Consider the following 18435-nt stretch of genomic DNA (forward strand, 5'->3'; position numbering starts at 1 on the left):
TAATGTTTATGAAAATATAGAAAAGACTAATCTCAAGAAAATTAATCATTCTCAATTGATAGACGTTCGGGTCTATAGATGATATTTTTTTGAAGTAAGGCAAAGCCGAAATATCCACTAAATATAAATAACGAAATTCCTGAAACCAGCATCATCAAACCTTCTGGTAAAAATTGCTCTAATTGTATAACATCACTAATTAATTGAAATGACATATAAATTGAAAGTAATATAAATATAGAAGCGAGCACAACTCCAAAAGTTTTATTCTTTATTACTAATTGTGCATTTAGTGCTGTAATAAGAACTATAGCTATAGGGTTTATCAATGTACCAGAAAAAATCCAGTACAATAAAACAGTAAACACCAAAAATAATTCTGGATACCATTTTGAAACCGATCGCACTATTAAAATCATTATTAATCTTTAAATTACAGTATAAAGATGCAAGATTTAAGCAAAAGTTGCTTCAAATATGATAATAATATCAAAAAAAAATAACGATTTAACAATAACAACTACAACAAAAAAAGCCAAGCTTCTGAATTACAAAAAGATACGAGATTGCTAAAAAAGTTATTTTTTTATGAGTGGTCTAATTAAATCTTCTAAGCCATTTAATTTTATCTCATACATTTCCTGTAATAGATTTCCGAGGGTACCATTAGGAAATCCTTTTTGTTTAAACCATACATAGTATGGCTCTGGAATATTGACCAAATAGCTGCCTTTATATTTACCAAATGGCATTTTATAATTTGCAAGTCTCATGAGATGCTCTGGAGCGGGGCCAAGTGGTTTATTAGTTTCGCCAGTCATTGAATTCTTTTAGTTGAGCTGCGATATAACTTTCCCATTTTTTTTCTTGTTCAATATTCTTAGAATGATCTGTCTCTTTATCAAACTTATTTTGAAAATCAACACGGCTTTTCTCATTTTCCTTATAGATTTTTGCAGCTTTATTTTTAAAAGTTTCATCTTGAGCCAATGAAGCAAATTTCATTTTTAATTTTCGTGCAAATAATTCTGAAATATCAAAATGTGCTTGTTCGTGTAATAAAATATGCTCGTTAACTTGACCTTTTTTAAACCATGAAGCATTAGGATAAAAGTGTGTTTTAATGTCGTAATTAATTTTTATAACTCCATCACGTGATTGCATTCCATAACTAAATGATATTCCACTATTAGTACTTGCAACATATCCAGCTATATTTTCTGAAACTCCTTTAAAGTCTTCCCATGCTAATCGCTCACCCTCTTTCCATTCTTTTTTTTCATTCTCATTTTGAGCTCCAACAAAAGAAGTTAGTAAAATAAATATTATTGTTATTATTTTCATTTTAATCCGTAAATATGAATAACATTTTTTTAGATAACGTAGTAGCCTATTATTTATTGAGTTTCTTCATAAAGCAAAGACTGTCCACTACACCTTCATATTGTGCATAATTAGGGACTTTAAGATAACCACATTTTTTGTACAATCTAATTGCTTCGGTTTGACGTATTCCTGTTTCTAAAATGCAATATTCAAATCCTAGTTCTGCACTCCATTTTTCTAATGCATTTAAAACAATAGTTGCAATCCCTTTCCTTCTTAAAATTTCAGAAGTAAACATTCGTTTTAACTCCATAATTTTTGAATCCATTTTTTTAATCGCGCCACAACCTACTGCTATATTATTTTTATAAACCACTATTACATGATTAAGAGCATCTATATTATTAAACTGATTATAAAATGCATGATCATCACCATCTTTGATAGCTAAATATGCATCTAATTTTTCGACAAGATTTTTGAAGTCTAGATTCTCTGAGTTGGTACGTTTTATTTCAAGCATAGCTGAAATATTAACCCCAATTAAAAGTTATTACTTTTTCAATATCTGGATGTAAACTATAATGCACCGGGCAAGTATTACCTGTATTCTCAAGAATTTTTTGAGATTTTAAATCTATACCTTCTGGCAAATCAAATACAATTTCAATTTTAGATATTCTTCTTGGCTCAGCGGCCATTGTTTTTGTTACCATTGCTGTGGCTCCATCGAGTAAAACATTTATTGCATTTGCTTTAATACCCATTACAGTTAGCATGCAATTTGCCAATCCAGTTGCTACAGTATCTGTTGGTGAAAAAGCTTCTCCCTTTCCATTATTATCTGTAGGGGCATCTGTATTGTATTTATTTCTAGATTTTAAGTGTTCGTTTGAACAGCGTAAATTTCCTAAATATGTAACTTTTGCTGTGCTCATTATTTCAAAACTTCAAATTGCAGATTGTCTTTATACTTTATAATATAGACTGCATTATTAACGTAACCTGACAAAAACTTTTTTGAGTATCTAAATTTATTTTCAATGTACTCTGTTTCAAAATCATCTTCTGTAGCTTCATATACATCATCTGCAGAGGCTAATCTTAACAACACATCATACGTTACATCAAAACCACGTACAGCATAACGATTAGGTAACACTCCATATTTATTTTTATAGCTTATTAAAAAAGGTGTTTTATCATTATAATTATAGCTCTTACTTACAGATGGGAATGTAAATTGCAACTTAGCTAAATTCATATTTGATACATCATTATAATCGTACGCATCATTTTTATCAAGTGTAAATAATCGTAATTTATATTCTGCTGGCATTCCATTTAAGACACCCACAACGTTACTAACAATAATAGGGTCGTCAGATTCTAAAATCACCCAATTCTCCTTAGAATTATTTATCTGTTTTTGAACATCTTGTACATACAAAAAGCCTTCTTTACGAGGCGATGCTGTTTTAGCATTGGGGAATTTTGACAGTAGTTTGTTTTTTTGAGTTGCTCTTTTTGAGTCTGAAATTATTATCAAATTACGATCGCCTATTTTTTCCTCAATATATTGTATGATATTATCTTCCATCATTTCAACGCTAGGTAACGTTTGAAACACATTTTTTGAAATTTTTATATCACGATTGCTCAATGGAGAAAAAACGGGTACTTTACCATTTTTAAGCAATCCAGCAGCTTTTTCAACATTTTTTTGACGTAAAGGCCCTATTACGGCATCAAAATCTTCAAAATTTCTTGAAGAGATAATACTCCCCACCTTATTATCATTAAATTCAGTATCAAAAACATCTAGCTGAACTGAAATCCCTTTGTCCTTAGCAAACTCGCTTGCCATCAAAACGCCACTATAAAAATCTAATGCTAATCGCATAACACCATCTTTTGAAAGTACATCTTCTTTAGAACTCTTAGTATCACTTTCAATTTTATTTAACCTAAAAGGAAGTAATACTGCCACACGCTTAGAGTCTTTATTAACAATAAGTTTTTCAAGGTCTGCTGTTCTCGCTTCTTCAGAAATTTTAGCCGATGTTCCCATTGGCATTTTTAAAATCATTCCATCTTTTAAACCATCTTTAGCATAAGGGTTTAATGCTACTATTTCTTCTTTACTTAATCCAGTTTTAACTTTTAACCGATAGAAACCCTCTTTAGGCAATACTTGATAAAAATTATACCCCTCCTCTGGTACAGCAGTAGGCATAATAGTTTCAGCTGGTACGTTTAAAATTTCGTTAACAGACAACCCTTCTTTTCCAATGTGCGGATTTATGCTTTCTAATTGCTCTAAGGTGATTCCATACATTCTGGCAATTCCATATCTAGTTTCCTTAGGCTGAACTGTATGACTCGTTAATGATTCTAGTGTTGAACTCACACCCGTAACCGTTGTAACTACAGGTTTTAAATCTACAACTGGAGCGCTAGATTTGTCGAAAACTGGAATTCTAATTTTTTCTCCTTTTTTTAATTCTTGCGAATACAACTCTTTATTATAGCGTTTAATATCTTCGATAGAGACCTCATATTTTTTAGAAATACTAAACAATGTTTCCTTACGGCGTACTTTATGAGTCTTAAATTTTTCGGTCATTTTTGTAGTCTTGCTAGCTCTGGCTGGTAAAACTAGTTGCGAATATCGAGGCGGCTCATTGCCAGCATTAGGGTTAAGGCGTTTGATATCTGCAACTGTTATGCTAAAATCTTTTGCAATACTCGCAAGTGTTTCGTTTTCTTGTACCGTATGAGTTTTGTAATCCTCTTGAGCAATTGCACCGCAGCCCAATATGAGTGTAAATACAAATAAGAGATGAAAGATATGTTTCATTTTGTTATATATTTTTTAATTCAGAAATCAATATTCTAAATTTTGATAGTATCGTATTTATTATGTTTTTCTTCGGAAATTTTAAGGGTGTAAATGATATAAACCTTTTAAATTTCTATTAGAAAATTTTCAGTATTTAAAATTTCCGAAGCCAACACTTTTAACTAGTTATTCCCACTCAATAGTTGCAGGAGGTTTGCTACTTATATCGTAGACTACTCTATTAACGCCTTTGACACGGTTTATTATATGATTACTGGTTTCTTGCAAAAACTCGTAAGGGAGATTTACCCAGTCTGCTGTCATTCCATCTGTACTTTCAACAGCTCTCAATGCCACTACTTTTTCGTAGGTACGCTCATCTCCCATAACTCCTACACTATTTACTGGCAATAATATTGCACCAGCTTGCCATACTTTATCGTATAAATCCCATTTGCGAAGTCCATTGATGAAAATGGCATCAACTTCTTGTAATATACGTACTTTTTCTGCAGTGATATCACCAAGGATTCTAATAGCAAGTCCAGGTCCTGGAAATGGATGACGACCTAACAATTCTTTATCGATACCCATCTCTGCACCTACTCTTCGCACTTCATCCTTAAACAACATGCGTAATGGCTCCACTATTTTTAGTTTCATAAAATCTGGTAATCCACCCACATTATGGTGCGATTTAATGGTAGCAGATGGCCCACCTGTTGCAGATACGCTTTCAATCACATCTGGATAAATGGTTCCTTGTGCTAAATATGTAACTCCCGTAATTGATGTTGCTTCATCGTCAAAAACTTCTATAAATGCATTCCCAATTGCTTTACGTTTTGCTTCTGGGTCACTCACATCTTTGAGGGCTTCCAAGAAACGTGCCGAAGCATCCACTCCTTTTACATTCAAGCCCATATCTTTATATTGATCAAGAACGCTATCAAATTCATCTTTACGCAACAATCCATTATTTACAAATATGCAATACAGATTTTTGCCTATTGCTTTATGCAACAATATAGAAGCAACAGTACTATCTACTCCTCCACTGAGTCCTAAGACTACTTTGTCATCACCTATTTTTTCTTTCAACTCAGCAACCGTAGTATCCACAAATGCTGCTGGCGTCCAGCTTTGCTCTACCTTAGCCATATGTACTAAAAAGTTTTCTAGTAGTTGCTTACCGTCTGTTGTGTGGTATACTTCTGGGTGAAATTGAATTGCATATGTTTCCTCACCATCAATGCGATATGCTGCATTTGCAACATCTACAGTACTTGCAAGACGTACTCCTTTTTTAGGAAGCTCAGCAATTGTATCACTGTGGCTCATCCATACTTGCGTACCTTCTTTTATGTTTACAAATAGAGGTTCTGCATCTTTTATAATATTCAGTTTCGCACGACCGTATTCTCTAATTTTAGAAGGTTGAACGCTACCACCATTAAAATGGGCTAAATATTGTGCGCCATAGCATACAGCAAGTAATGGTTTTTTTCCTTTTATATTTGACAAATCTGGATGCGGAGCATCTTCTGCACGAACAGAAAAAGGACTCCCCGAAAGAATCACTGCTTTGTAACTTAATAAATCTTGTGGAACTTTATTAAAAGGATGAATCTCACAATAGATGTTTAACTCTCTTACACGCCTCGCAATGAGCTGTGTATATTGTGACCCGAAGTCTAAAATAAGGACGTTGTTTTGCATCCTCAAAAATAGGTTATTTATTATTTTTCTTAAAGTGTTGAGCTGTGAAAAATAACAGTTTTTTGAACAGTGATTTGTTAATTATAATTGGTAGCTCATATTTTTCTAAAAAAAACAGTCAAGAGCCTTCTACAAAACTTTAATTGAAAGCTTACAATTCAAAAACACTAAACTCCAACGCTAAAGGCTTAAGATCATCTTTTAACGTGTTCAATAACGAACCTCCGTATTCTAAGTAAAATTGTGAGAAATTAGTATTTCTTTCTTGCAATGATTGCTTAGGAAAAAGCTCATCTTGTAATGCCGTGAGTCTCCCTAGTTGATCTACCAATTTTCTTTTTTGCGCTTTAAGCAAACGCTTTTCTAAATTGTCTAAACCCTTTAACTGCTTTGTTTCTTGAGCTTCTACTGCTCCCCTAAATGATGCATCTGTTTTTTCTGCAACATCATACATCGATTCAAACTGTTGTTTTAAATGCTCACGTTGAGTAGTGAAATCGATTTTTATTTTAGATATTTTCTTCGTAAAATCTGTTTGAAGTTGGTGTTGCTTTTTAAACAACTCAACAATCTTAACATCCATTTTTTGAAGCTTTTCTGAAACTTTTGAAGGAATCAATAATGCAGAGTTACGAAGCAATAATACAGGAAATGGCACATCTACTGATTTAAAATAATCTTTTAATTGAAACCAATAAGCCAATTCACCACCACCGCCCGTATAACATAAATTAGGTAAAATTACTTCTTGATATAAAGGACGCAGTAATGCATTGGGCGAAAAACGTTCGGGATAATTTTGAAGCTCATTGAATATCTGGTCTTTACTAAATTTAATATCTGTATCAACAATTTGGAATTCTCCCTCAAATTCAACAATACGTTCTCGTAATCCTTCTTTTAAATAAAACAAATTAATTTCTCTAGGATAAACTTGCTCACCGTAACCAGCTGCAATTAATCGATTAGTAGTTTCGGTTACTTTTTTGAAAGATAAGTTTTCAGCAAGTTCTTTTTCGGCATACGGAATGAAAGCCTTCTTAAGTTGAGCATCATTTCCATCAACTATGACAAGACCGTATTCTTTAAACAACTCATTCCCTAGGTAACGTGTAGCTTCTGTAAGTGTTTTATGATTAATGTAGGCTTCTTCAAATAATTGAGATAATTTTTTACCATTTTCACTTTGCCCAAATTCTTTAATTAGTATCTCTAAAACCTTATCTAACCCTTCTGTGGAAAGTTCGCCTACGGCACCTCCATCTTCCCTATTCCATGCTATCTTTTTATCTTTAAAATTAAAGTAATTGATTTCATCAAAATCGTGATCTTCTGTAGCCATCCAGTAAATAGGTACAAAATGATTTTCTGGATATGCTTTTTTTAATTCTTCGGAAAGATTAATTACCGAAAATATTTTATACAAAAAATATAGCGGCCCGGTAAATAAGTTAAGTTGGTGCCCTGTTGTTACCGTAAATGTAGTTTTGGCCAACAAAGAATTTATATTCTCAAGTGTTGTTTTTGAAGTCTTAGTTGTACTGTATTGAACATTTAATTGTTTGTTTAAAACCTGCCTCATTTCCGAAGAAAATGAAACCTTCTTTAAATTAATTTGATTTTTAAAATTTTCAAGAGTTGGAAAGTTTCCGTAGAAATCAGAGAGCGTTGTATCTTGAGAAAGATAGTCACACATTGTCTTTGTAAAGTAACCAGTTTTCTGATACGGAATCTTAATTTTAGGCATACAGGGTTGTCGAGTTTAGTATTCAAAAATAACCTTTAATTGATAATTAATATTTCCGAAGAATTTTTTTAGAAATAATTAACACAAATACCTCTTATAAAACTCCAACTTTTCTCATAATCGAATTTTGAAACTTTAAAATTAAAGTATCTTAGCTTTCTTATTTATAATAGCTCAATATGAAAAAAATTGCTTCATTGGTATTACTCTTTATTACCATCTCAGTCACTGCTCAATTACAATCTCCAGCCGAATTTTTAGGTTATGAAATAGGCACTCAGTTTTCCCGCCATGCAGATGTGGTTCGTTATTTTGAACACGTTGCCGCTAACAGCAATATGGTTACTTATACACAATATGGTAAAACCAATGAACGTAGGCCACTTACGTATGCAGTAGTTTCCTCTCCTCAAAATTTGAGAAATATTGAGACAATACGAACAAATAATTTAAAAAATATTGGGCTTCAATCTGGTAATGCCTCCTCAGACAAAGCTATTGTATGGCTAAGTTACAATGTACACGGTAATGAGGCTTCTAGCACAGAAGCTTCAATGAAAACAGTATATGAATTAATAACTCAAAAACAAAACTGGTTAGAGAATACAGTAGTAATTATTGACCCTTGTGTTAATCCTGATGGTCGTGACCGATATGCAAACTGGTTTAATCAAGTAGCGAACACTCCCTACAATAAAGATCAAAGCGCGGCAGAACATGATGAGCCTTGGCCAGGTGGAAGGCCCAACCATTATTTATTTGATTTAAATCGTGATTGGGCTTGGGCTACACAAGTGGAAACCCAACAACGTTTAAAAGTCTATAATACTTGGATGCCGCATATTCATGTAGATTTTCATGAACAAGGTATTAATGAACCTTATTATTTTGCTCCTGCAGCAGAACCATTTCATGAAATTATCACACCATTTCAACGTGATTTTCAAACAGAAATAGGAAAAAATCACGCCCGTTATTTTGATAATGAAGGCTGGTTATTTTTTACACGTGAGCGTTTTGACTTATTATACCCTAGTTATGGAGACACCTACCCTATTTTTATGGGAGCCATTGGGATGACTTATGAACAAGCAGGTCATGGAAGAGCAGGATTAGGGATTGACACAGATGAAGGGTATGAATTAACCCTCGTTGATCGTGTTGCGCACCATACAACTACGGGACTTTCTACTGTTGAAATGGGTTCAAAAAACGTAAGTAAATTGAATAGTGAATTTAAAAAATTCTTTACTAATGACAATTTAAAATACAAGAGCTTTGTTTTAAATGGACACCCTGATAAAATTAATGCATTGACACAACTGCTAGATAAACATGAAATTAAATATGGTTTTTCTAACGGCGGAAATGCAACTGGATACACATATAGTACTGCTCAAAAAGGCTCAATGAACAGCAATGGCGCATTAGTTGTTAGCACCAATCAACCAAAAGGGAAAATGGTCAAAGTTTTATTTGAGCCAGATGCAAAATTATCTGAACCATTGACATACGATATTACAGCATGGAACATTCCGCATGCTTATGGACTTGATGGTGTCGCAAGTGAAAACCTCATTAGTGCATCTCCAAAAAATACAACTAATGCTGCGATGAATACAAATAATAATGCAGCAGGTTATATTGCTACTTGGAACTCAATGAAAGACGCAGCATTCTTATCAGATTTATTACAACATAATATTAATGTGCGCTTTACTGAAAAGAAAATCCGTTTTGGAGGAAACGATTTTGACCGAGGAAGTCTCATCATCACAAAAAGTGACAATCGTAATAACGCTAATTTTAATGCAACTTTGAACGAAATAGCTTCAAAACATAAGCGCTCTTTATACGCATCAAATACAAGTTTTGGAGATACTCGAACAGATTTTGGCTCACCAGATGTTAAAATGATTAGTGCACCACGAATTGCAATGTTAAGAGGTGATGGCGTTTCTTCATTAAGCTATGGAGCAACATGGCATTATTTTGAAACACAATTAAAATATCCCGTAACTCACATTGATACCGGTAGTTTTAACACCAAAAATTTATCAAAATTTAATGTATTGGTCATGCCCGAAGGTTGGTATGGTAGCGTATTGAATGATGATACTATAAAAGGCTTGCAAGAATGGGTTAAAAATGGCGGAAAAATCATCGCCATAGGTGCTGCTGGAAGAAGTTTTGCCGGGAAAGATGGTTTTGATTTAAAATACAATGAGGTTGATAAAAAAGAAGATGATACTTTGACAAAAGGAAATCTAACGCCATATGACCAACGCGAACGCGCTAATGTAGATAATTTAATAACGGGTAGTATTTACAAAGTGAGTATTGATCCATCACACCCAATGGCTTTTGGGTACGGCGACACCTATTATAGCTTAAAGCAAGGTTCTACCTCGTACCAATTTTTAGAAAATGGATATAATGTGGGATATATTAAGGATGATGCTGTAAGTGTTTCTGGCTTTTCTGGTCTTGCCGCAAAAGAAAAATTAAAAAACTCCATGGTTTTTGGCGAAGCGAGAATGGGCAGTGGTAGTATTATTTATTTAGTGGATGATGTATTATTTAGATCATTCTGGGAAAATGGAAAACTATTTATGGCAAACAGTATTTTCTTTGTAAACAATAATAAATTCACATTGTAGAATTGTATTTTTTTTTAATTATTACTTCGGAAATTTTAAAGGGTGGGTTTTGATTGTTTTCAAAACCCACCCTTTTTTATTTAATTAAAACTTAAAACCTACTCTTCTAAATCCTTCAATATATTTCCAGCACTATCTGCTATTTGCTCATATTTTTTATAACCCCATCTTGAGAAAAGAAACATAAAAATTAATGCAATAGTAAAAGAGATAATTCGGCTAGTATCAAAGTTTTCTATAAAATCTTTATTTCCAATAAGCGCATTGAAAACAGGTAAGCTAGCAAGAAAACCAATTATTCCAGCCGGAATTGCTAATTGCTGCGTTTTAAGCATTAAACGCTTTGCTTTCTCAAATCGTTTTAAAGTGGTTTTATAATCGCTTTCCCCTACTCGTATCGTCTTTATTTTATTAAGATTTCTTATCGTTAAAAATGGAACTACAATTAGAAAAAGACACACAAAAATTCCGCAAGTTATAAGAAGTGGTGTACTTAATTTATTAAAATTTAGCATAATTACGATTGCCGCTATATAACAGACAACACTTCCTATAAATTCGTATTTAAAAATGTGGTTAAATTTATTCTTGTAACGTTGTTTAGTTATTTCCATAATATTTTTTTTGTTTAGGATTTCTAAATGTTCCACGCGTTTGCTCATGGCCTCCCAGTTTGATTTTAGTTCTTCTATTTCCATGACTCTTTTTTTCTAATTGTTTCTTTTAACTTTTGTTTTATCCTACCTATTCTGGTACCTACATTAGTTTTTGTAAAACCTGTGATTTCTGAAATTTCTTCATGATTTTTTCCTTCCAAATACAGAAGAATAATGCCCTTTTCGATTACATTTAATTTTTTTATGTATTGATACATTAAGTCTGTTTGCTCTTGTGCCGCGTGATCTTTCTCATCAATAATTTCTGGAAAATCAAAATCTGTTATCGTTGTTACTTGACGTTTAGATTTATTTAAAAACGCTATTGCTGTATTCATTGCCACTCTGTACATCCATGTTGTTACTTTTGAGTTTCCCTTGAAGTTTTGGAAAGACTTGTAGAGTTGAAAAACAATTTCTTGAAACAAGTCTTTTTGATCTTCGGTGTTATCTACGTAGATACGAGACACTTTAAAAAGTAGCGCTTGGTGCTTTAAAATAGTTTTGGCAAAATCGTCTGTTTCTTGCATTTAAATCATTTTATATTTTATTAGTATTTCCGAAGAGAGAAAAATCACATTAATATAAAAAAAAAGCCTTTTCAAATTTGAAAAGGCTTTTAATGATGTTTATTTTAATTTTAACTATCTGCATCTAAGTGATCTGGAGTACCATCACCATCTGTATCTGGAAAGGTAATCGAACCATCTTCATTAATTATAATTTCATCTTCAGTTGGTCTTCCATCACCATCGTCGTCTGCATCTGCATAATTGGGGAGTGTATCTCCATCAGTATTATCATCTTCTTCAAGACCATTTTCGTTGATGTCTTCCATTACAGATGGAATACCATCATTATCTTGATCACCTACCTCTGTCTCTAATAATTGAAAAGAAAAAATAAGTTGTGAATAAACTGGAATAGGTACACCTCCAGTTGTTGTTGGGGGAGGATTTACGTAATAGCCCAACCCACTTTGCATAAATACTGCTCCAACACCATATCCTTCATAAGCGACTGTCCCGTCTGGATTAGTTGAAAAACTTGTAGCGGCTTTAAATTCTATCAATGCATCCTGTAATCCATTTACTATTTGAGTCATGTCAAACCTTAATGGTGAAACAGAACTATCAAAAAGTTTATTTTTAATAGAGTCATCTTCATCACTAACATAAGTTCCTTCGTAGGTAATTCTTGCAATATCTGGAAAACTAGGACGATCTCCTTCTCCCTCAATCACCTTTAAGAAGTATAATTTATATTCTACATCACTATCAACCCTATCTTTTACCATTTTAAAGTCTACTTGACTCATTAATGGAATTTTGTTAGAATTATCGCCAGCGATGGTATCAAATTTAATTCTAAAATCAAAATCGGCAGGTGGAGAGGCAAATTCCTCATAATTATAAAAATGTGTTTCTAAATACCCCTCAACTTCGGCTGTAGAAGCTATTAATTCTTCAGCTCGGTCACGAGCTGGGATAAAGTTAGGGTCTGTAGTATCATCGTCATTTCCGCAAGAAGTAATTATAGCAGAGAATAATGCTAAAACAGGTAGTATAAATTTCAATTTTTTCACAATGTTTATTTTAAGTGCGCAAGATACAATTTTCAGCTATTTTTGCTTTTATATTTAACGCAGAATTTGAGTAATTAATATGAGGGTTGACAAATATTTATGGTGTGTTCGTTATTTTAAAAGTCGTAACATTGCTACCGAGGCTTGTAAAAAAGGAGCCGTAAAAGTTAATGAAGCGTCAATTAAGCCCTCAAGAGACGTATATCCTGGCGACAATGTTACAGTTAGAAAAAATCAAATCACATATTCACTTGAAGTATTGGATTTGCCTAAAAGTAGACTAGGCGCTAAACTTGTTGATATATATAGGAAGGATACGACTCCAGCATCTGCTTTTGAACAGCAAGATTTATTAAAATACTCTAAGAGTTATTATAGGGAAAAAGGCGTGGGACGACCTACAAAAAAAGACCGTCGCGATATTACAGAATATATTGATGGTGAAGAATAAAACCACAATGTACTATCTTTGAAACCTTACAAAACATTATGAATACCCAAACAACAACAATTTTAAATAAATTAGAAATTGCACATAAGTTAAAGCGAATCGCTTATCAAATCTATGAAGCAAACATAGACGAAACAGAGATAGTGATTGCTGGTATTAAAAACAATGGCTTTATCCTTGCCAAAAAATTAAAAAAACAAGTGGAGGAAATTTCACCAATAACAGTTATTCTCTGCGAAGTAAAAATTGACAAAAAGAATCCTACAACCCCAATTACTACATCATTAGATTCTAATGTATATAAAAACAAATCACTATTATTAGTTGATGATGTTTTGCACTCTGGAACTACACTCATTTATGGAGTAAAACATTTTTTAAACGTTCCATTAAAACAATTTAAAACTGCTGTCCTTGTTGACAGAAATCATAAAAAATATCCGGTCAAAGCAGATTATAAGGGGATTTCACTTTCTACATCAATAAATGAAAATGTAGCAGTTATTTTTGAAAAGAATAATGACAGGGCTATTTTAGAATAAAGACACAACTATTTTTTGGACTATTTCTGAAATATTAAATCCATCAGTATCAATTTTTTTTGATGCTTGATTGTAATAAAAATTTCTTTCAAATAGATGTTTTCTAATAAAGTCTTCTAATTGTATTTTATCTTTTAAGTGAGCTATCATGGGGCGATGAGCTCTTTCTTCCCATAACCTTAATGTTAACTCTTGAATAGAAGCCTTCAAATATATTAAAGTTACATCATCCATATCATTTAGATTTTGCATGATAGTACCATAACAAGGTGTACCCCCTCCAAGTGCAAGAATTAAGCTTTGGTTATCTCTCAATACATTATTAAGAATTTCTTGTTCTCTTTTTCTAAAATAGATTTCTCCTTTAGCATTAAATATTTCAGAAATAGAAATACTTTCTTTTTCTTCAATTACATTATCTAAATCTAAAAAGGGGATATTAGTTACTTTACTTAGCGATTTTCCAATGCTAGATTTACCACTTCCCATATATCCTAATAAAATTATTTTCATATAAACCACTGTAATTATTATTGTTACTTACTGACATACAAATAAAGTTGAAATTTATTTAAAAAAGTTTTGAAATATGAACTAAATGATACTATATTTGCAGCCGCTAACAGAGTAGTTATTTAGTTAGTGCTCTTTAACATTTTGACCAGTTAGCTCAGTTGGTAGAGCACCTCCCTTTTAAGGAGGTGGTCCTGGGTTCGAGCCCCAGACTGGTCACAAAATTAAGCCCTTTCTTTTGATAGGGCTTTTTTTGTATGAAATTTTAAAACCTAACTTTTGAAGCGTCTTACAAATCAAAAGTTCTATATTTGCCGCCAGCTAATTTCCGAAGAGAAATAACTTGTTAAACACCCGGGTGCTGAAATTGGTAGACAGGCACGGTTGAGGGCCGTGTGCACTAGTTGCGTGTGGGTTCAAGTCCCATTCCGGGTACATTTTGAAAGCAAAGAACATTAATTTGTTCTTTGCTTCTTTTTTTAAAATAACATTTATTTTAAATTTTATATTCTATTCGTTACACATCACAACTTTAATAATTTTCAACATTAATCCCAATGGTGTTTTTTTTGTAATTTGCCATTACTTTTAATTTCTTCTCCTAATGAGTATCAAAACGCATTTTAGCATCAAAGACCTTGAAAATCTCAGTGGAGTTAAAGCACACACTATTAGAATTTGGGAAAAACGTTATCATCTTCTTAATCCAGACAGAACTGAAACCAACATAAGAATATATGACCTTGATAATCTTAAAAGATTATTAGACATCACTTTTTTGTATGAAGAAGGTTATAAGATTTCTAAAATTGCTAAATATGATGTTCATGAAATAAAGAACATTATTGCTAATTCTGCAGGTAATAACCATAACCAGTTTGCCAAAACCAGTTTTAAGAATGCAATGCTCAATTTTGATAGTAATTTATTTAACACTACGTACACCGCTCTACTAAAAGAAATGGATTTTCAAAAGTTATTTTTTGAAGTTTTTATACCTTTTTTAGAAGAAGTAGGCATTCTTTGGCATACTAATACCATTGATATAAGCCATGAAAGGTTTATAGCAGAGCTTATTAAAAGAAAAACAATTCTACACATTGAAAATCAAAAAGGCCAATATAAAATAAACGACAAAGACCTAGTATTCTGCCTATTTACACCTCTCAATGAAATGCACGACTTAGGGTTACTTTATACTAATTTTGAATTAGAAAAAGCTAATATTCAAACCATTTATTTAGGCCCCAATACTCCGCTTGAAAGCCTTCCACTCCAATTGAGCGATACTAAAGAAGTGATTTTTATTTCATATAATACATTAAAACCCGTGACAGAGGATATGTATGACTACTTTTCAAAATATCAAGAATTAACAAACAAGAAAAAGAGCGCTACTCTTTGGGTTATGGGACCTAAAGCAAAATGTATAGATACATCTAAAATCCCTGAAAATATTAAACCGATTCTTACATTTGAAGACTTTAAATTAAGCTTAGCACAAATAAAAAATGAACATTAATTATTTTTATGTTCATTTTGTTTATTTTTTAGATAACTTTGTTAAACAAAATGAATAAAAAAATAACTATAATAGGTTCTGGATTTTCCTCCCTTGCAGCAGCTTCATATCTAGCACAAGCAGGAAATACTGTCACTGTTTATGAAAAAAATAATTCTATAGGAGGGCGTGCACGACAGTTAAAAAAAGAAGGTTTCACATTTGATATAGGCCCCACTTGGTACTGGATGCCAGATGTTTTTGAACGTTTTTTTAATGACTTCGGAAAAGCGCCATCTAATTATTATGAGTTGATAAAGCTAAGCCCCGCATATAGTGTTTATTTTGGAAATAATGACTTCATAACCATTGAAGACACACTAGATAAAATATGTAATGCTTTTGAAGCAGAAGAAAAAGGAAGCTCTTTAAAACTCAAAGCTTTTATGAAGAAAGCTCTAGATAATTATAATATTGCAATAAAAGATTTAGTTTATAGACCTGGCGTTTCACCTCTAGAACTTGTTACTCCTGTGACCATGAAAAAAGTGGGACAGTTTTTTAGCACAATTAGCAAAGAAGTGTGTAAAGAATTTTCAAATCCAAGACTTGTTTCAATATTAGAATTTCCCGTTCTTTTCTTAGGAGCCAAGCCTTCAAACACACCAGCATTTTACAGCTTTATGAATTATGCGGATTTTGGTCTTGGCACATTTCACCCAGTTAACGGGATGTTTTCTGTTATTAAAGGAATGAAAGATTTAGCAGAAAGCTTGGGAGTTGTAATTAAAACAAATCAAAACGTAAGTAACATAATAGTAGAAAATGGCACTGCTACTGCTATAAAAGTGAATGACCAAATTATAAAAAGCGATATAACCCTAAGCGGAGCAGATTACCATCATACCGAAACATTACTACCTCAAAAATATAGGCAATATTCAGAGGCATATTGGGAACGAAAAACTTTTGCTCCTTCATCATTGTTATTTTACGTTGGTTTTGATAAGAAAATTAAAAATGTAGAACACCATACATTATTTTTTGATGTTAATTTTGAAAAACATGCTGAGGAAATTTATGATACCCCAGCATGGCCAAAAGATCCATTATTTTATGCAAGCTTTCCATCCAAAACTGATAGTAATTCAGCACCCGATGGAAAAGAAGCTGGAATATTTTTAATTCCTTTAGCGCCAGGTTTAGAAGATACAGCTGCACTTCGAGAAAAATTTTATGATAAAATTATGAGCCGTTTTGAAGTACTCACAGGTCAAGAAGTAAAAAAACATGTTATATTTAAAGAGTCCTTTTGTATAAATGATTTTATTAAAGATTATAACTCATATAAAGGTAATGCATATGGATTGGCTAATACGCTTTTACAAACCGCATTCTTGAGACCAAAATTAAAAAGTAAAAAAGTAAAAAACCTGTATTTTACAGGACAGTTAAGTGTTCCTGGACCTGGCGTTCCTCCTTCTCTAATTTCTGGAAAATTAGTAGCAGGACTTATCGAAAAAAATTGATAGCATTTTGAAACAAATTTTTGACATTGTATCTAGAGAGTGTAGCCAAAAGGTAACGACTGCATATAGCACGTCATTTTCTATGGCAACAAAAATGCTTGCACCTAGCATAAGACAAGACATTTATAATATTTATGGTTTTGTGCGCTTTGCAGATGAAATTGTAGACTCTTTTCATGACTATGATAAAGAAACACTTTTTAATAGATTTGAAGAAAACTTACACTATGCATTAAATGAAAAAATAAGTTTAAACCCAATATTAAATTCTTTTCAAGAAACAGTTCATAAATACGCCATTGACCTTGATTCTATTAACGCTTTTATGAAGAGTATGCGATTAGACTTATCAAAAAACACTTACAAAACCGAAGAGGAATACAACAGCTACATTTACGGCTCTGCAGATGTCGTTGGACTTATGTGTTTAAAAGTTTTCGTAAAGGGAGATATCATCAAGTACAATGAATTAAAAGAATATGCAATGGCGCTAGGTTCTGCATTTCAGAAAGTGAATTTTTTAAGAGATTTAAAGGAAGACTTCGAAGGATTAAGTCGTACTTATTTTCCAAATACAAATTTGGAAGCATTAGACGAAATATCAAAGCAAATTATTATTGACGACATTGAAGGTGATTTTAAAAAAGGATATGAGGGCATTTTAATGTTGCCCACTGAAGCAAAATTTGGAGTATTTATGGCATATCGCTACTATCGTAGGTTATTAAAAAAACTACAAAACACCCCAGCATTAGAAATTAAAAATACACGCATTAGAGTTCCTGATTATGAAAAATTTGGATTACTTACTCGTAGCTATGTTAAGTATCAATTGAAATTAGTCAAATAATTATAGCTCAAAATCATTAAAATTTCCGAAGTCAATTTTAAATAAAAAATGAAAATAAGAGTATGAATGCAGTGTACTGGGTATTAATTTATCTTATAACTTTTTTGATTATGGAATTTATGGCTTGGGCAACACATAAATATGTGATGCACGGTTTTTTATGGAGTCTTCACAAAGACCATCATCATAAAGACCACTCTAGCTGGTGGGAACGTAATGATTTTTTCTTTATTTTTTATGCAGGAATCAGTATTGGCTGCTTTATTGGGTGGCAGTATTATGGATTTTGGGCGGGATTACCAATAGGGCTTGGTATTTTTTCTTACGGAGTAGCCTATTTTATGGTTCATGATATTTTTATACATCAGCGGTTTAAGTTATTCAGAAATGCCAATAATAGATATGCAAAAGGAATTCGTAGAGCACATAAAATGCACCATAAACATTTAGGAAAAGATAAAGGCGAATGTTTTGGAATGCTTGTCCCGCCTATGAAATATTTCAAAAAATAATA

General features: G+C 32.4%; 19 protein-coding genes and 2 tRNA genes. 9 read left to right on the forward strand and 12 right to left on the reverse strand.

Features of this window, described 5'->3' with window-relative positions:
* Positions 1 to 41 precede the first annotated feature (41 nt).
* The 8 genes from GB234_RS11015 to bshC all read right to left on the reverse strand — a co-directional run bounded on the left by GB234_RS11015 (position 42) and on the right by bshC (position 7634).
* A complete protein-coding gene (locus tag GB234_RS11015; protein ID WP_151894621.1) occupies positions 42 to 419 on the reverse strand; it encodes a hypothetical protein in 378 nt (125 codons plus the stop codon).
* A gap of 159 nt (positions 420 to 578) precedes the next feature.
* Positions 579 to 821 carry a DUF3820 family protein gene (locus GB234_RS11020; protein ID WP_151894622.1) on the reverse strand — a complete coding sequence of 81 codons (243 nt, stop codon included), beginning with the start codon at positions 819 to 821 and terminating at the stop codon, positions 579 to 581.
* A complete protein-coding gene (locus GB234_RS11025) occupies positions 805 to 1344 on the reverse strand; it encodes a DUF922 domain-containing protein (RefSeq protein WP_151894623.1) in 540 nt (179 codons plus the stop codon). Before GB234_RS11025 ends, GB234_RS11020 begins: the two co-directional genes overlap by 17 nt.
* 49 nt (positions 1345 to 1393) lie before the next feature.
* The gene (locus GB234_RS11030; RefSeq protein ID WP_151894624.1) at positions 1394 to 1849 is read right to left on the reverse strand and encodes a GNAT family N-acetyltransferase; all 456 of its coding nucleotides are present in this window, start codon (positions 1847 to 1849) and stop codon (positions 1394 to 1396) included.
* A gap of 10 nt (positions 1850 to 1859) precedes the next feature.
* Entirely contained in the window at positions 1860 to 2264 is a 405-nt protein-coding gene (locus GB234_RS11035) for an OsmC family protein (protein WP_151894625.1), read from the reverse strand.
* Positions 2264 to 4186, reverse strand: a complete 1923-nt coding sequence (locus GB234_RS11040) for a PBP1 and LysM peptidoglycan-binding domain-containing protein (protein WP_151894626.1) — start codon at positions 4184 to 4186, stop codon at positions 2264 to 2266. Before GB234_RS11040 ends, GB234_RS11035 begins: the two co-directional genes overlap by 1 nt.
* A 168-nt stretch (positions 4187 to 4354) precedes the next feature.
* Entirely contained in the window at positions 4355 to 5887 is a 1533-nt protein-coding gene (guaA, locus tag GB234_RS11045) for a glutamine-hydrolyzing GMP synthase (RefSeq protein WP_151894627.1), read from the reverse strand.
* A gap of 151 nt (positions 5888 to 6038) precedes the next feature.
* Complete coding sequence (gene bshC / locus GB234_RS11050; protein WP_151894628.1) at positions 6039 to 7634, reverse strand: bacillithiol biosynthesis cysteine-adding enzyme BshC; 1596 nt, start codon at positions 7632 to 7634, stop codon at positions 6039 to 6041.
* A 179-nt stretch (positions 7635 to 7813) separates the two neighbouring features.
* Between bshC and GB234_RS11055 the strand changes: the two genes are divergently transcribed.
* Positions 7814 to 10294 carry a M14 metallopeptidase family protein gene (locus tag GB234_RS11055; protein WP_151894629.1) on the forward strand — a complete coding sequence of 827 codons (2481 nt, stop codon included), beginning with the start codon at positions 7814 to 7816 and terminating at the stop codon, positions 10292 to 10294.
* A 98-nt stretch (positions 10295 to 10392) separates the two neighbouring features.
* Here GB234_RS11055 and GB234_RS11060 read toward each other — a convergent pair whose 3' ends face one another.
* The 3 genes from GB234_RS11060 to GB234_RS11070 form a co-directional block, all read right to left on the reverse strand.
* Positions 10393 to 10992, reverse strand: a complete 600-nt coding sequence (locus GB234_RS11060; protein WP_151894630.1) for a hypothetical protein — start codon at positions 10990 to 10992, stop codon at positions 10393 to 10395.
* Positions 10983 to 11480, reverse strand: coding sequence for an RNA polymerase sigma factor (locus GB234_RS11065; protein WP_151894631.1), 498 nt, complete (start codon positions 11478 to 11480; stop codon positions 10983 to 10985). Before GB234_RS11065 ends, GB234_RS11060 begins: the two co-directional genes overlap by 10 nt.
* Before the next feature lie 110 nt (positions 11481 to 11590).
* Positions 11591 to 12535 (reverse strand): hypothetical protein, encoded by a 945-nt coding sequence (locus GB234_RS11070; RefSeq protein ID WP_151894632.1) that lies wholly within the window; start codon positions 12533 to 12535, stop codon positions 11591 to 11593.
* Positions 12536 to 12614: 79 nt separating this feature from the next.
* On the opposite strand from GB234_RS11070, the gene GB234_RS11075 reads away from it, so the two are divergent.
* The gene (locus tag GB234_RS11075; protein WP_151894633.1) at positions 12615 to 12986 is read left to right on the forward strand and encodes an RNA-binding S4 domain-containing protein; all 372 of its coding nucleotides are present in this window, start codon (positions 12615 to 12617) and stop codon (positions 12984 to 12986) included.
* Positions 12987 to 13024: 38 nt separating this feature from the next.
* Positions 13025 to 13528, forward strand: a complete 504-nt coding sequence (locus GB234_RS11080; protein WP_151894634.1) for a phosphoribosyltransferase family protein — start codon at positions 13025 to 13027, stop codon at positions 13526 to 13528.
* Here GB234_RS11080 and GB234_RS11085 read toward each other — a convergent pair.
* Complete coding sequence (locus GB234_RS11085; RefSeq protein ID WP_151894635.1) at positions 13520 to 14041, reverse strand: shikimate kinase; 522 nt, start codon at positions 14039 to 14041, stop codon at positions 13520 to 13522. The genes GB234_RS11080 and GB234_RS11085 overlap by 9 nt on opposite strands.
* A 146-nt stretch (positions 14042 to 14187) precedes the next feature.
* Between GB234_RS11085 and GB234_RS11090 the strand changes: the two genes are divergently transcribed.
* The 6 genes from GB234_RS11090 (at position 14188) to GB234_RS11115 (ending at position 18433) form a co-directional block, all read left to right on the forward strand.
* Positions 14188 to 14260, forward strand: a tRNA-Lys gene (locus tag GB234_RS11090).
* Between the two features lie 133 nt (positions 14261 to 14393).
* A tRNA-Leu gene (locus GB234_RS11095) sits at positions 14394 to 14476 on the forward strand.
* 169 nt (positions 14477 to 14645) lie between these two features.
* Positions 14646 to 15563, forward strand: a complete 918-nt coding sequence (locus tag GB234_RS11100) for a MerR family transcriptional regulator (RefSeq protein ID WP_151894636.1) — start codon at positions 14646 to 14648, stop codon at positions 15561 to 15563.
* 50 nt (positions 15564 to 15613) lie between these two features.
* A complete protein-coding gene (gene crtID, locus GB234_RS11105) occupies positions 15614 to 17071 on the forward strand; it encodes a bifunctional phytoene desaturase/3,4-desaturase (protein ID WP_151894637.1) in 1458 nt (485 codons plus the stop codon).
* A 7-nt stretch (positions 17072 to 17078) separates the two neighbouring features.
* Positions 17079 to 17921: a phytoene/squalene synthase family protein gene (locus GB234_RS11110; RefSeq protein WP_151894638.1), complete on the forward strand. Its 843-nt coding sequence runs from the start codon at positions 17079 to 17081 to the stop codon at positions 17919 to 17921.
* Between the two features lie 62 nt (positions 17922 to 17983).
* The gene (locus tag GB234_RS11115; protein ID WP_151894639.1) at positions 17984 to 18433 is read left to right on the forward strand and encodes a sterol desaturase family protein; all 450 of its coding nucleotides are present in this window, start codon (positions 17984 to 17986) and stop codon (positions 18431 to 18433) included.
* Positions 18434 to 18435: the final 2 nt, after the last annotated feature.

This window comes from Patiriisocius marinistellae (assembly GCF_009014635.1).
GTDB lineage: Bacteria > Bacteroidota > Bacteroidia > Flavobacteriales > Flavobacteriaceae > Patiriisocius > Patiriisocius marinistellae.

Bases quoted from the DNA above. Each gene is read 5' to 3' on its own strand.
- GB234_RS11065 (WP_151894631.1), bottom strand. From the start codon at position 11,480: ATGCAAGAAACAGACGATTTTGCCAAAACTATTTTAAAGCACCAAGCG.
- GB234_RS11115 (WP_151894639.1), top strand. From the start codon at position 17,984: ATGAATGCAGTGTACTGGGTATTAATTTATCTTATAACTTTTTTGATT.
- GB234_RS11025 (WP_151894623.1), bottom strand. From the start codon at position 1,344: ATGAAAATAATAACAATAATATTTATTTTACTAACTTCTTTTGTTGGA.
- GB234_RS11030 (WP_151894624.1), bottom strand. From the start codon at position 1,849: ATGCTTGAAATAAAACGTACCAACTCAGAGAATCTAGACTTCAAAAAT.
- bshC (WP_151894628.1), bottom strand. From the start codon at position 7,634: ATGCCTAAAATTAAGATTCCGTATCAGAAAACTGGTTACTTTACAAAG.
- crtID (WP_151894637.1), top strand. From the start codon at position 15,614: ATGAATAAAAAAATAACTATAATAGGTTCTGGATTTTCCTCCCTTGCA.
- GB234_RS11035 (WP_151894625.1), bottom strand. From the start codon at position 2,264: ATGAGCACAGCAAAAGTTACATATTTAGGAAATTTACGCTGTTCAAAC.
- GB234_RS11060 (WP_151894630.1), bottom strand. From the start codon at position 10,992: ATGGAAATAGAAGAACTAAAATCAAACTGGGAGGCCATGAGCAAACGC.
- GB234_RS11015 (WP_151894621.1), bottom strand. From the start codon at position 419: ATGATTTTAATAGTGCGATCGGTTTCAAAATGGTATCCAGAATTATTT.
- GB234_RS11020 (WP_151894622.1), bottom strand. From the start codon at position 821: ATGACTGGCGAAACTAATAAACCACTTGGCCCCGCTCCAGAGCATCTC.
- GB234_RS11080 (WP_151894634.1), top strand. From the start codon at position 13,025: ATGAATACCCAAACAACAACAATTTTAAATAAATTAGAAATTGCACAT.
- GB234_RS11100 (WP_151894636.1), top strand. From the start codon at position 14,646: ATGAGTATCAAAACGCATTTTAGCATCAAAGACCTTGAAAATCTCAGT.
- GB234_RS11055 (WP_151894629.1), top strand. From the start codon at position 7,814: ATGAAAAAAATTGCTTCATTGGTATTACTCTTTATTACCATCTCAGTC.
- guaA (WP_151894627.1), bottom strand. From the start codon at position 5,887: ATGCAAAACAACGTCCTTATTTTAGACTTCGGGTCACAATATACACAG.
- GB234_RS11075 (WP_151894633.1), top strand. From the start codon at position 12,615: ATGAGGGTTGACAAATATTTATGGTGTGTTCGTTATTTTAAAAGTCGT.
- GB234_RS11085 (WP_151894635.1), bottom strand. From the start codon at position 14,041: ATGAAAATAATTTTATTAGGATATATGGGAAGTGGTAAATCTAGCATT.
- GB234_RS11040 (WP_151894626.1), bottom strand. From the start codon at position 4,186: ATGAAACATATCTTTCATCTCTTATTTGTATTTACACTCATATTGGGC.